This is a genomic window from Micromonospora reichwaldensis (genome assembly GCF_031845925.1).
GTDB classification, from domain to species: domain Bacteria; phylum Actinomycetota; class Actinomycetes; order Mycobacteriales; family Micromonosporaceae; genus Micromonospora; species Micromonospora reichwaldensis.
In genome coordinates this window covers 140,910-153,147 of sequence record NZ_JAVRFL010000009.1, presented here as the reverse complement: position 1 = coordinate 153,147, position 12,238 = coordinate 140,910, and the positions used below count along the sequence as shown (strand labels likewise).

Genomic DNA, 12,238 nt, shown 5'->3' with positions numbered 1-12,238 from the left:
GCCCCGGGTCCGGCCTTACGCGTCGCGGCGGCGCAGCGCGGCGCGGCCCAGCAGCAGTGCCGCGCCGGCCCAGCCGGCGAGCAGCAGCAACCCGACCGGCGCCGGGTACGGGTCGGTGTCCCCGGCCAGGAAATGCCCGCCGGCGACCCCCGGGAAGGCGTCCGCGATCCGGTTGAGCACGGCGATGTCCGGCTCCTGCAACGACAGCGGGACGATCATCAGCGTGGCGACGAGCACGGTCAGGGTGAGCACCGCGCTGCGCAGGGCCGCGCCGAGCCCGAGGGCCAGCACGCCGACCAGCGCCAGGTAGGTCGCCACCGCCAGGACGTCGCCGACGGTGCCGCCCGCCGGCGCGGCGCCCCAGCGGCCGAGCACCGGCCGCGCCACCAGCGCGCCGACCGCGCCGAGCAGCAGCCCGAGCGCGAACGTCACCGCCCCGGTCACCACGGCCTTGGCCAGCAGTACCCGGCCGCGCGACGGCGTGCACTGCAAGGTGGTACGGATCGTGCCGCTGGTGAACTCGCTGGTGATCACGAGCAGGCCCAGGGCCAGCACGGCGTACTGGGTCAGCTCGACCGAGCCGATCACGACGCTGCCGACGGTGACGATCCCGGCGTCGTCGGCCGGGTCGTCGTTGGTGTTGGCGTTGGCGGCGTAGATGGCCAGCTGACCGGCGGTGGCGGCCATCAGCAGCACGCCGGCCAGCAGCGACCACCAGGTGGAACGCACGGACCACACCTTGGTCCACTCGGCGGAGATCGTGTTCATCGTGCCTCGCTCACGGTCGGGGTGCCGGCGTACTCGACGCTGTCGGCGGTCAGTTCCATGAAGGCCTGTTCCAGGGACGCCCCGTGCGCGCTCAGCTCGTGCAGCCGCACCCCCAGCTCGTACGCCAGGTCGCCGATCCGCTCGACGGTGGCGCCGGTGACGGTCAGCTCGTCCGGGCCGGCCGGCTCGACGGCGGCCCCGGTTGCGGTGAGGCGCCCGGTGAGCGCGGCGAGGCCGGCCGGCTGCGGGCTGCGTACGCGCACGGCCACCGCGCTGCCGGCGATGACCTCGTCGATCGGGGCGTCGGCGAGCAGGCGACCCCGGCCGATCACCACCAGCCGGTCGGCGGTGAGCTGCATCTCGGTCATCAGGTGGCTGGAGACGAAGACCGTCCGGCCCTCGTCGGCCAGGGACCGCATCAGCTGCCGGACCCAGCGCACCCCGTCCGGGTCGAGGCCGTTGACCGGCTCGTCGAACATCAGCACCGGCGGGTCGCCGAGCAGCGCCCCGGCGATGCCGAGCCGCTGGCCCATGCCGAGGGAGAGGGTGCGGCCGGGCTTGGCGGCGGCACGGGCGTCCAGCCCCACCGTGGCGAGCACCTCGTCCACCCGGCGGTCCGGTATCCCATTGCTGCGGGCCATCGCGAGCAGGTGCGCCCGACCCGAGCGGGCGGGATGGACGGCCCGGGCGTCGAGCAGCGCGCCGACCTCGCGCAGCGGGCGCCGCAGCTCCCGGTACGCCCGCCCGCGCACGAGCGCCTGCCCGGCGGTGGGCCGGTCCAGCCCCAGGATCATCCGCATGGTGGTGGACTTGCCCGCGCCGTTCGGGCCGAGGAAGCCGGTGACCCGTCCCGGTCCGATGTCGACGGTCAGGGCGTCGACGGCGGTCGTGCCCCCGAACCGCTTGGTCAACCCACGTAATGTGATCATGCGCCGACGCTAGGTCCAGGCCCCGTGCCGTCGCCGCGCCCGAACGACACCCTCCGGCACTGACTTTCGTCAGATCTCCCGTCGCCCCGCGCCCCGCGCCCCGCGCCCCGCGGGCGGCGGGCGGCGGGCGGCGGTCTGCGGGCGGCGATGGCGATCGCCCGACGCTGTCGAGCTGCCCGCATCGACGGGGCAGGCGCTCCGCTGTCCGGATCAAGGCCGCCTGCGGTCTTGGCGACCCTGCTGGCGGGGCAGCGGGCTCACACCGGTTCCCCTTACCGACGAACGGAGGCGTCGACGCGGGGGGACGCCTCGGCGTGGGTCGCTCCAGGGACATCGGGCTGGTCTCACAGATGGGGCAGCTCGACAGCGTGTCCGTCGCCCGTCGCCCGTCGCCGTCGGCCGTGCGGGCCGTTGGCCACGTCCGGCGAGAGTCGGCGTGCCCGTAGCCCGTCGTCCCGGAGGGTGCCCGGGACGGTGCCGGTCGCCCCGGACGGCGCCCGGCCGGCCGCTGGGGGACGCGACGTGGGCGGGAGGCGTTCAGCGCTGGCGGACGACGAACGCGTCGGGCATCCGGAAGGTCAGGTTGTCCGGGCACCACGGCGCGCGGAGCACGCTGACCCCGTCCAGCAGCGGGGCGGTCTCCGCGACCACCACGGCCGCCTCCATCCGGGCCAACTGGTCGCCGACGCAGCGGTGCGCGCCCGCCCCGAAGGCCAGGTGCCGGCGGGAGCCGCGCTGCCCGGGTCGGAACTCGTCCGGGGCGTCGACGGTGGCCGGGTCGCGGCCGGCGCGGGCCAGCCAGAGCACGATGCTGGTGCCCGCCGGCACCGCCGCCCCGCCCAGCGTGGTGTCCACCGTCGCCACCCGCCGCCAGGTCACGATCGGCGGCTCCAGCCGCAGCCCCTCCTCGACGACGTCGGCGACCGGGATGGTGCCGTCGCGCAGGCCGGCCAGCACGGCCGGCTCGCCGGTCAGCCGGTGCAGCAGCAGGGTGAGGAACTGCGAGGTGGTCTCCTGGCCGGCCACCAGCAGGAAGAACAGCGCGCCCACCACCACGTCGGGCGGGTGCCCGGCGGCCCGCAGCGACCCGGCCAGCCCGCCCCCGGTCGCGGCGAACTCCCGCAGCACCCGGTGGAAGCGGCCCACCTCGGCGGCGAGGGCCTGCTGCCGGTCGGCGTCCAGGGGCGCCCAGAACAGTTCCAGCGCGGCGCGGGCGAACTCCTTCACCGCGCCGACCGGCGCGTCCGGCAGCTCGACCAGCCGGGCCAGCACCAGCAGCGGCAGGTCGGCGGCGAGCCGGGCGTGCAGGTCCACCGACCCGCCGGCGTCCAGGGTGGCGGCGATCCCGCCGACGCGCTCCCGCACCAGGTCGGTCAGCCAGGGCCGCTGCGCGGCGACCCGCGTCGGGTGCAGGGCGTCGGCGACGATCGCCCGGATCGCCGGGTGGCTGGCGCCACCGTTGTTCGCCAGGGTCGGCGGCAGCCGGAACCGGTGCCCGGCCAGCACCCGCAGCGCGGCCACCGGGATCGGGGTCACCGCGTCCAGCGCGTTGTCCGGCCGGTACGTCGCCGGATCGGTGAGCACCTCACGGACCAGGGCGTGCCGGGTCACGACCAGGTGCGCGACCCCCACGTGGTCGCGTACCCGGGCCACGTCCGGCCAGTGCGCGTCGGCGGTCTGCGCCCAGCTCCGGAACAGCACGCCGACACGCTAGCGGCCCGCCCCCGGCAGCCCTGCCCGCAACTGCCACACCGTGGTGCGCTTCACCCGTACGCTCTCCAGCGTCTCGGGCACCGGCACGTCGTAGACTGCCAGCTCGTCGAAGCGGTCGTGCGGCAGGAAGGCCCGGCCGGGGTCGCCGACCAGCACCCGGGCCCCGGATCGGGCGGCCCGGAGCAGGAAGCGCAGCACCCGGTTGGCCATCGCCTGGCTGTAGAACACGTCGCCGGCGAGCACCACCTCGGCCCCACCGGCGTCGCCGTCGAGGACGTCGCCGAGTTCGGCGTCGACGCGTACCCCGTTGGCCTCGGCGTTGACCGCGACGGCGGCGACGGCCAGCTCGTCGATCTCCACGGCGCGCACGGCGGCGGCGCCGGCCCGCGCGGCGGCGATGGCGACCAGGCCGGAGCCCGCGGCGAGGTCCAGCACCCGGCGCCCGGCGACCAGTTCCGGGTGGTCGGTGACGTACCGGGCCAGCGCCTGCCCGCCGGCCCAGGCGAAGGCCCAGAACGGCGGCGGCTGCGCGCTGCGGAACTCGCCCTCCGTCAGCTCCCAGAGCCCGATGGCGTCGTCCGCCTGGTGCAGCCGCACCTCGGGAACGAAGGCGACCGGGGAGAGACTGGCGTGCAGGCGGACGAAGGCGGCGGAGAGGTCGGACACGCCCGCGATTGTCCCCCGCCGCCCGAACCCGCCGACCGGCGCCACCCCGGATCGCTACCGATCGACGGCCGGTCGAGGGCCGCCCCGACCGGCCGCCGCAAACCGGTCTCCGTCCCGCGCTCGGCTCCGACCACCCGGAACTGGTCGCCCGAAAGCCGGGCGTGTCGCGGGGGAGGGGTGACCGGTTCACCACCGTCGGTGAGATCGGCCCCCGCGCTTGGCGATCGGTGCGAACACGCCCGTCTACCGGCCGGCCGGCGGCGCTGGCAGCGTTGCGGGTTGGCGGCGAGCGGCGGGAGGTGGGACGGTGGCGACGGTGTGGCGGTACGCGCTACGGGCCGGGGTGGTGCTCGGCTGCCTGACCGGGGCGGGTCTGCCCGCGCCCGCGCAGGCGGCCTTCGCCACCGAGTTGAGCGGCCTGCCGGACGAGTTCACCGCCGGGGGTCGGGTGGAGACCGTCTCCGCCGTGGTCTCCCGCGACGACGGCGGCTGCGTCAAGGTCCGCTGGTCGATGGTGCTGCGGGTGCGCGGGATGCGGCTCGACCAGGTCAGGGTGGACCGGGTCGAGGAGACCGGCTCGTTCCCGCTGGACATCCGCGCCGGCGGGGACGTGGCCCGGCTGACCGACCGCCGGCTCGACCCGGGCACGCTCTGCCCCGGGCGGACGGTCACCGCCCGCTACCGGTTGGCCTTCGCCGGGGACGTCACCCGGGGGCGGATCACGCTGGCGGCGGAGGCGTACGACGCGAACCTGCGGCTGCTGTCCCGACAGACGGCGACGCGATCGGTGGTCGGGTCGGCCGCCCGGACGGCCGCGCCCGAGGAGCCGGAGTCCCGCCCCGTCCCGGCGGACACGACCGGACCGGCCGGGGAGACCGGGGGAGCGGCGGAGCCGGGGGCCGCGCCCACCACCGACAAGCCGGCGACCGACGACTTGGCGACCGAGGGGGCGCTGCCGGCGGCCGGCGCGGGGCGGCCGGTGGCGGGGGCCGGCGGTTTCGGGGCCGTGCAGGCCGCGTTCCTGCTCGGTGGGCTGCTGCTCTCGCTCGGCCTCGGCCTGCTGCTGCGGCTGCGTCACCTGACCCGGGCGGCCGGCGCGGACGACGACGTCGGGCCGGACCGGCGCCGGGAACGGGCCGCCGTGTCCGGACGGTGGCGGGCGGCGCGCCGCTGACCGGGGGCCACAGATACGCCTGTCCGGCGGTGGCCCGGCGGAGTCACGGAGACGCGTGCCCGGCGGCGGTCCGCCCGGGTCGACGGCCGGAGGTGCGTCGGGGCCGGCCGGCGCGCCGACCGGCCCCGACGGGCGGTCACGTCGAGAACGCCTGGAACTCGGCGATGCGCACCTGCGTACGCGCCGGGCTGGCCGTCGCGCAGTCGGTGGTGGTCGCCGGGTCGTCGTCCTGCTCACCGGCGTAGGCGGGGCCGCCGGTGCACTGGCTGGCGAGCACCTCCAACCGCAGGTGCGTGGCCAGCGTGGTCGGCACCGCGAACTCGCGCAGGTTGATGTCCGGCACGTACGCCCGGTACGCGCCGCCCGGGAACGCGTCGGGCGCGCTGGTGTGGATCCGTCGCCAGTTCGCCGGATCCGCGCAGTCGGTCGTCTTCGCGTTGCACGCCGACACCGCGAACGAGCGCAGCGCGCTGAGCGCGTTCTGGCCGCCCGCGTCGGCGTCGCCGGCGATCGCCGGGCGCAGCATGGCGCTGACGTTCACCCGCTTCACGACCTGCGGCCCGTCCCCGGGCAGCGCCACGGTCACCTGCCGCCCGGCGACCCCGTCCAGGGAGGCCCAGTTGGTGGCCTCGGTGTCGTCGGCGATGCGGTCCAGGTTGACCCCGTCACCGGTGACCGTCGCGCCGGACGCCGTGGACGCCAGGTTCCGGCTCATCCGCAGGTCGACGTACCCCTCCTTGCCGGCCTTGGCGACCACGGTCAGCCGCTGGTGGCCGAAGCCGGGCGCGACGGCGAGCAGCTGGTACGTGCCGGGCACCAGCTCGACGGTGTCCGGCAGGGCGGTGGCCGGGTCGGTGTCGGCCACGGGCACCGCCCGCGCCTCGTACGCCCCGACGTACACCCGGATCGGCGCGTCGGCGCTGTCGCCCTTCGGGCGCAGGGTGAGCACGGCGTTGTCGGCGCCCGGATCGGCGAAGCTCGGCGTCGGGTCCGTGTCGGCGGCGCCGTTGGTGGCGGCGTCGCGGCCCATCCCGGAGCGGGCGAACTCGGCCCAGAGCAGGTCCTGGTTGGCGCCGCCGAAGCGCAGCAGGTCGGCGGTGAGCATGTTGTCCCGCATGTCGAGCATGCTCACCTGGCTGGCGGCCTGGAGCAGGAACGAGTCGAAGACCAGCTGCGACCAGCGCCGGTTGCCCGGGCACTGCGCCACCGCCACCGTGCCGCGCGCGCAGTCGAGCTGCCGCTGCGGGGTGCCGACGCCGTAGCGCTTCATCATCGCGGCGCGCACCCGGAAGTTGGTGGCGCTCCAGATCTCGCCGTCGGCGTGCACGGCGGGCCCGCCGGTGTTGTAGCCGACGTCGGAGTAGTTCAGCGGGCTGCGGCTGAAGTCGTGGTTGCGGATGCCGCTGACCAGGTTGCCGGTGACGTAGCCGCCGGTGACGTAGGGCGTCTCGCCGGGGGCGCGCAGCCCGTGCTGGAACAGGTACTCGGCGGCGAGCAGGTCGCTCCACGACTCGCCCATCGAGCCGCCCTGGTGCCCGCTGATGCCGCTGTCCGGGCCGGCGATCATGCGGTTGGTGATGGCGTGGGTGTACTCGTGCCCGATCACCGTCATGTCGTAGTCGCCGTCCACGCAGGGCGGGTACGGTCCGCCGGCCTGCGGCTGCCACAGGTACATGTTGGTGGTCGGCGGCAGGCCGTCGCGCGGCGTGCCCTGGTTGGCGTTGTTCCGGTTGCCGCTGAGCGCACCCTGCTGGGCGCGGCCCTGCTCGGCGTCGCCGCCCAGGCCCTGCGGGGTCAGGTTGACCGCCTGGAGGTTCCAGGTGGCCTCGGTGAAGCCGAGGTGCCAGGCCCAGTCGTGCATCCGGTTGTGCATGGCGAACAGGTTCGCGATCGCGGCGTCGCCGTCGTTGCGCTGCGCCGAGGTGAACACCTCCGGGTTGCAGCGGGCCTGGTGCCACTGGTCGGTGAACGGGTACTCGTAGCGGCGCTCCGGGCTGGGCGTGGCCGGTACGGCCGGCGTGCCGCCGCCCCAGGAGAGCACGGTGTTGGCGGAGTTGCCGCGGGCGGTGCCGGTCGGCGTGCCGGTGGCCGCGTCGACGTCCCAGGGCTGGCCGGTCGCCGGGTCGCGGAAGGCCGCCTGGCAGCCCGGCGCGGGGTCGCCGCACCAGCGCACCCGGGGGTCCTGCCCGGGGCCGAGGTCGCGCGGCGGGGTGGCCGGGAAGACCGCCCAGCTCGGGTTGTCGGAGTCGAAGTCGACCAGGTCCTCGCGGACCAGCACCTGCCCGGTGATCCCGTCGACGTAGGTGGTGAACGCCGCCGGGTGGTCGGTGTCGGCGCCGATCAGGGTCACCTCGTACGCGGCCCGGGGCCCGTCGAGCGGGGTGGGCACGGCGACGGCCCGGACGCTGTGGCTGCGTACCGCCTCGGCGGTCAGGCCGGCGTCGGCGCGCGCGGCGGCGTACGCCTGCTCGTCGGTGAGGGTGGCCGGCGCCGGCGCGTCGGTGTCCCGGGACAGCGAGGAGCTGACCGCGAGGACCTTGCCGCCGGCGACCGCGACGGTGACCAGGCCGTCGTGCCCGGCCGGCAGGTCGCCGAAGCGCTGCCGGAGGGTGACGACCGCGCCGGCGCCGACCGGGCGGACCAGCACCCGGTCCATCGCGTCGACCGCCGCGGCGTCCAGCCCGAAGAGGTCCTGGTGCCCGCTCAGGTACGCGCGGGCGGCCGCCTCCGGCTCGGCGGGCAGGCCGGTGGCGAGGGGCGCGCTGCCGGGGCCGAGCGCGTGCGGGGTGCCGAGCCGGTTCCAGCGGGCGTCCGGGTCGGCCCTGCGCGCCAGGCCCCGCTGCCGCGCGTCGGGGGCGGCGGTGCCGGGGCGGTTGTCGACGTCGGCGTGCTGGTGCTGCCCCTCGGCGAACGGGCCGGAGCGCCGCTCGGCGGAGGCGCCGCCGGTGGGGGCGGCTGCGGTGGGTCCGGTGGGCAGCAGCGCGGCCGCCACCGCGGTCGCCGCCAGGACGGGGATGAGCCGGCGTCGACGCCGACTCATCCAGGGTGTCCACTCCGGTCGTGCCACGGGACCTCCTCGTGGGAGCGGGGTGGCCGGCCCTCCGCCGGCCCGCGCAGCGCGGTTACGCATGCGCATCTGTGGATATCAGCCTGCCTGGGTGGGGACAAGGGTCGCGCCTACTCAAGGCGGCCCGGCGGGTCACGGGAGCCCTCGCGGATGCCGGAGCGCCGCCCCTCCCCGCGCCGGTTTCGACAAAAACAGTCCCTTGTACACAGACGTGACGGCTGTCACAGTCGAGGGAGGACCGCGACAGAGCGGAGGCCGGCCATGGCCCTCGACCCCACAGCGCCCGCCACCGCCGCCGGCTGGCGGGACACCCGCCGGCCCTGGTGGCCGCTGGCGCTGCTCGTCCCGACGCTGCCGTTCGTCGGCTGGGCGACCTGGCGGGCCACCGGCGACGCCTGGGCCTGGTGGCTCACCCCCGCCGCCGTGTTCGTCCTGATCCCGGTGGTCGACCTGCTGGTCGGCGAGGACCGGCGCAACCCGCCCGACGAGGCGGTGCCCCGGCTGGCCGCCGACGGCTACTACCGCTGGCTGACTTACCTCTACCTGCCCGCCCAGTACGCCGGCCTGGCGCTCTGCTGCGCGGTCTGGGCCCGGGGCGACCTGACGGTGGCCGGGGCGGCCGGCCTGGTCGCCACGATGGGTGTGGTCGACGGCATCGCCATCAACACCGCCCACGAGCTGGGCCACAAGCGGGAGACGGTGGAGCGCTGGCTGTCCAGGGTGGCCCTGGCGCCGGCCGCGTACGGGCACTTCCACGTCGAGCACAACCGGGGCCACCACACCCGCGTCGCCACACCGGAGGACCCGGCCAGCGCCCGGCTGGGGGAGAGCTTCTGGGCGTTCTGGCCGCGTACCGTCTCAGGCAGCCTGCGCTCGGCGTGGCGGCTGGAGGCCGCCCGGCTCCGCCTGCGCGGCCGCAGCCCGTGGACGTGGCGCAACGACGTGCTCAACGCGTTCGCGATGACCCTCGCGCTCTACGCGGCGCTGGCCGTCGCCCTCGGCCCGGGCGTACTGCCGTACCTGGTGCTCCAGGCGGTGGTCGGGTTCTCCCTGCTCGAGGTGGTCAACTACCTGGAGCACTACGGGCTGGCGCGGCAGCGCACCCCCGCCGGGCGCTACGAGAAGGTCGACCCCCGGCACAGCTGGAACAGCGACCGCAGCGTGACCAACATCTTCCTCTTCCAGCTCCAGCGGCACAGCGACCACCACGCCAACCCGCTGCGCCGCTACCAGACGCTGCGCACCTTCGAGTCCTCGCCGCAGCTGCCCGCCGGCTACGCCACGATGGTGCTGGCCGCGCTGGTGCCGCCGGTGTGGCGGCGGCTGATGGACCACCGGGTGCTCGCCCACTACGGCGGGGACCTGACGCTGGCCAACGTCCACCCGCCGGCCCTGCGCCGGCTGCGGAAGCGCCGTCGACGTGGCCCGGCGCCCGCCTGACGGCCGGACTCGCGTCTTGGCCCGCCGCGCAACTCCCGCCTCGTCCGGTCGGGTCCCTCACGGCGCCCAGTCGGGGTCGCGGCCGAAGGCGGCGACGAGGCGGTCCTGCTCGTCCGCCCGCGCCGGCACGTCGACCTCCGGCCGGACCAGCCGGCCCCGCTGGTAGTCGCCGATCCGCTGAGCGAACCACTGCGCGCACGCGGCGACCGCGTCGGCGTCCAGCCGGGGGTCCGCGCCGATCGCCACGGCGAGGTCCCAGCCGTGGATCAGGTGCTCCGCGGTCAGTTGGTGCAGGTACTCGTGGGCGGGGGTCTCGCCGGAGGAGAGCCCGACGGTGCGCTCCAGCGCCCCTGGGTGGGTGAAGGCAAGCTCGGCCTGCCCCGCCGCCTGCCGGGCCGCGCCGGCCGGGTCCGGGCCGAGCACGTCGCCGTCGTAGCGGTCGCCGACCTGCTCGATCGTCCGCCCCGCGAGCAACGCGACGCTCCACCGGTCCTCGCCCACCACGTGGTTCACCAGCGTCCGGACGTCCCAGTCGGGACACGGGGTCGGGTCCGACCACTGGTCGGGGCCGACCTGCGCCACCCGGTCGGTGAACTCGGCCAGGCTGCGGCGGTACGTCTCCAGCGGGTCCATGCCGACGATTGTTCCGGCTGCCTCGGGGGGCCGAGCCGTTTTGCCGGCTTCGCGGGCGGGCGGAGCGCCGGTCGCGCCCGGCCGGTCCGGTCGGGACCCCGGCCGCCGGCGCGTCCACCACGGCGCTCACCCCGCACCCCGCTGCACGAGGCGGCCCCGGACGCGCTGGGGCGGTGTCGGCTCAGTCCAGCTGCGCCGGGTCGAGCCCCAGCTCGCGGGCGGTGAGCAGGCGCACCCACTCGGCGAACTGCCGGCGGGAGATCACCCGGTCGTGCACCGCGAGCTGCACCGCCAGCCCGTCCATCACCGCGCTGATCCGCCACGCCGCCCCGGACGGGTCGGCGCACTCGAAGGTGCCGTCGCGGACCCCGTCCGAGATGACCGTGGCCAGGTCCTCGCGCCAGCGCAGGTCGAGCCGGCGGGAGAGCTTCTCCAACTCCGGGGTACGCAGCGACTCCGCCCAGCCGTCGATCCACATGGCCCAGGAGGTCGCCCGACCCGCCGGCGTGTAGAGCCGGACGATCCGGCGGAGCTTGGTCAGGGGCGGGGCGCTGGAGCGCATCACCGCGTCCAGGCGGGCCAGATCCTGCTCCACCGCGTACGCGAACGCCTGCGCGAGCAGCCGGTCCTTCGTGGCGAAGTGGTAGAAGACCAGCGCCTGACTCACCCCGGCGGCCTGGGCCACGTCGGCCGTGCGGGTGTTGGCCAGACCGCGTTCCACGATCACGTCACAGGCCGTGCGCAGCAGGGCATCCAGGCGGATCTCCGCCGCACGTCTCGTCACGCCGTTACCGTAGCCCATCCAATCGAACACGAGCAGTTACGGACCACGGTCCGTTCTGTCCGCCAGAGTCGGAAGCCGGACAGTTCCCCGGGCCGATCCCGGTCGCTGCGGCTGCGGACGACGGGACGATTCCGGCCCATCCTCCTAGGAAGCCTAGCCGGCGGGCGGGACGTCACCGTTCCGCCGCAGGTCGAGGCGGGCGGGTCCCACCCGACTCGCCGCGAGCCACCCCGATTTGGCAACCGCTCGCCGGCTCGGCTAAAGTTCTCACCCGTCACCGGTTAACGCCGGAGACGTGCGGACGTAGCGCAGCTGGTAGCGCATCACCTTGCCAAGGTGAGGGTCGCGGGTTCGAATCCCGTCGTCCGCTCGGAGCTGCCGCCACGCATGACGGGGGCAACCTCGGTGGGGTGGCCGAGAGGCGAGGCAACGGCCTGCAAAGCCGTGTACGCGGGTTCAAATCCCGTCCCCACCTCGGTAACAAGCGAGGGCGATTGGCGCAGTGGGAGCGCGCTTCCTTGACACGGAAGAGGTCACTGGTTCAAACCCAGTATCGCCCACCAATACGAAGGCCCGTCACCATTTGGTGACGGGCCTTCGTCGTTCCCCGCCTCTGCGGAACTCTCGTGACTGCGGACGCGACGTGCCGGCCACCCCGCTTCGGGTGACCGGCACAGTCGACGGTGCGTTGCGCGACCGTTCAGCTCCGGCGGCCGCGCGGATGAGCGTCAGATCGGCGGGGCGACGTCCCGGCGCTCCTCGACCCGCCGGTACTCGACCGGCTCGGTCGTGCTGACCACCTGGCGGCGACGTCCCCAGATGAGCGTGGTCATGATGAGGCCGAGGACGCCGGCGGCCATCAGGATCCACCCGACGACGTCGAGATTGATGCCGCCGAGGCTCGCGTCGAGTGCGAAGGTGAGGATCGCGCCGAGTGCGATCAGGAAGATGCTGGTGCCGATACCCACGACAGCCTCCTTGGTCAGGGGATGTGGTGTGCTGTCGATGGCCTCAGTACCCCGTGGTCTACCAGCGCAATCATCGCCCGGTCCGGCCGTCGGCGG

The 12,238-nt window shown here is 75.3% G+C and carries 10 protein-coding genes and 3 tRNA genes; 5 read left to right on the top strand and 8 right to left on the bottom strand.

Annotated elements, in window-relative coordinates; genetic code table 11:
- Positions 1 to 15: 15 nt before the first annotated feature.
- The 4 genes from RM555_RS10035 to RM555_RS10020 all read right to left on the bottom strand — a co-directional run bounded on the left by RM555_RS10035 (position 16) and on the right by RM555_RS10020 (position 4,076).
- Positions 16 to 768: an ABC transporter permease subunit gene (locus tag RM555_RS10035; protein WP_311411487.1), complete on the bottom strand. Its 753-nt coding sequence runs from the start codon at positions 766 to 768 to the stop codon at positions 16 to 18.
- Positions 765 to 1,697, bottom strand: coding sequence for an ATP-binding cassette domain-containing protein (locus RM555_RS10030; RefSeq protein WP_311411486.1), 933 nt, complete (start codon positions 1,695 to 1,697; stop codon positions 765 to 767). The genes RM555_RS10035 and RM555_RS10030 overlap by 4 nt, the downstream gene beginning before the upstream one ends.
- Before the next feature lie 537 nt (positions 1,698 to 2,234).
- Positions 2,235 to 3,398 (bottom strand): cytochrome P450, encoded by a 1,164-nt coding sequence (locus tag RM555_RS10025; RefSeq protein WP_311411485.1) that lies wholly within the window; start codon positions 3,396 to 3,398, stop codon positions 2,235 to 2,237.
- Positions 3,399 to 3,407: 9 nt separating this feature from the next.
- Positions 3,408 to 4,076: a class I SAM-dependent methyltransferase gene (locus tag RM555_RS10020; protein ID WP_121398951.1), complete on the bottom strand. Its 669-nt coding sequence runs from the start codon at positions 4,074 to 4,076 to the stop codon at positions 3,408 to 3,410.
- Positions 4,077 to 4,383: 307 nt separating this feature from the next.
- Between RM555_RS10020 and RM555_RS10015 the strand changes: the two genes are divergently transcribed.
- Positions 4,384 to 5,250: a hypothetical protein gene (locus RM555_RS10015; RefSeq protein ID WP_311411484.1), complete on the top strand. Its 867-nt coding sequence runs from the start codon at positions 4,384 to 4,386 to the stop codon at positions 5,248 to 5,250.
- A gap of 136 nt (positions 5,251 to 5,386) precedes the next feature.
- Here the strand turns inward: RM555_RS10015 and RM555_RS10010 are convergent, their stop codons facing one another.
- Positions 5,387 to 8,290: a M36 family metallopeptidase gene (locus RM555_RS10010; protein ID WP_311411483.1), complete on the bottom strand. Its 2,904-nt coding sequence runs from the start codon at positions 8,288 to 8,290 to the stop codon at positions 5,387 to 5,389.
- A gap of 288 nt (positions 8,291 to 8,578) precedes the next feature.
- Here RM555_RS10010 and RM555_RS10005 point away from each other — a divergent pair, with 288 nt between their 5' ends.
- Positions 8,579 to 9,757, top strand: a complete 1,179-nt coding sequence (locus tag RM555_RS10005) for an alkane 1-monooxygenase (protein WP_311411482.1) — start codon at positions 8,579 to 8,581, stop codon at positions 9,755 to 9,757.
- Between the two features lie 57 nt (positions 9,758 to 9,814).
- On the opposite strand, the gene RM555_RS10000 is transcribed toward RM555_RS10005, so the two are convergent.
- Complete coding sequence (locus RM555_RS10000) at positions 9,815 to 10,390, bottom strand: TIGR03086 family metal-binding protein (protein WP_311411481.1); 576 nt, start codon at positions 10,388 to 10,390, stop codon at positions 9,815 to 9,817.
- A gap of 181 nt (positions 10,391 to 10,571) precedes the next feature.
- Positions 10,572 to 11,174, bottom strand: coding sequence for a TetR/AcrR family transcriptional regulator (locus RM555_RS09995; protein WP_132233198.1), 603 nt, complete (start codon positions 11,172 to 11,174; stop codon positions 10,572 to 10,574).
- Positions 11,175 to 11,471: 297 nt separating this feature from the next.
- On the opposite strand from RM555_RS09995, the gene RM555_RS09990 reads away from it, so the two are divergent.
- The 3 genes from RM555_RS09990 to RM555_RS09980 all read left to right on the top strand — a co-directional run bounded on the left by RM555_RS09990 (position 11,472) and on the right by RM555_RS09980 (position 11,737).
- Positions 11,472 to 11,544, top strand: a tRNA-Gly gene (locus RM555_RS09990).
- Positions 11,545 to 11,578: 34 nt separating this feature from the next.
- Positions 11,579 to 11,649 (top strand) — tRNA-Cys (locus RM555_RS09985).
- A 13-nt stretch (positions 11,650 to 11,662) separates the two neighbouring features.
- A tRNA-Val gene (locus RM555_RS09980) sits at positions 11,663 to 11,737 on the top strand.
- 165 nt (positions 11,738 to 11,902) lie between these two features.
- On the opposite strand, the gene RM555_RS09975 is transcribed toward RM555_RS09980, so the two are convergent.
- Positions 11,903 to 12,142 carry a DUF6458 family protein gene (locus RM555_RS09975; RefSeq protein ID WP_311411480.1) on the bottom strand — a complete coding sequence of 80 codons (240 nt, stop codon included), beginning with the start codon at positions 12,140 to 12,142 and terminating at the stop codon, positions 11,903 to 11,905.
- Between the last annotated feature and the right edge of the window lie 96 nt (positions 12,143 to 12,238).

Excerpts from the sequence above, each read along its gene's own strand:
- RM555_RS10030 (WP_311411486.1), bottom strand. The coding sequence starts at position 1,697 with ATGATCACATTACGTGGGTTGACCAAGCGGTTCGGGGGCACGACCGCC.
- RM555_RS10010 (WP_311411483.1), bottom strand. The coding sequence starts at position 8,290 with ATGAGTCGGCGTCGACGCCGGCTCATCCCCGTCCTGGCGGCGACCGCG.
- RM555_RS10000 (WP_311411481.1), bottom strand. The coding sequence starts at position 10,390 with ATGGACCCGCTGGAGACGTACCGCCGCAGCCTGGCCGAGTTCACCGAC.
- RM555_RS10035 (WP_311411487.1), bottom strand. The coding sequence starts at position 768 with ATGAACACGATCTCCGCCGAGTGGACCAAGGTGTGGTCCGTGCGTTCC.
- RM555_RS10005 (WP_311411482.1), top strand. The coding sequence starts at position 8,579 with ATGGCCCTCGACCCCACAGCGCCCGCCACCGCCGCCGGCTGGCGGGAC.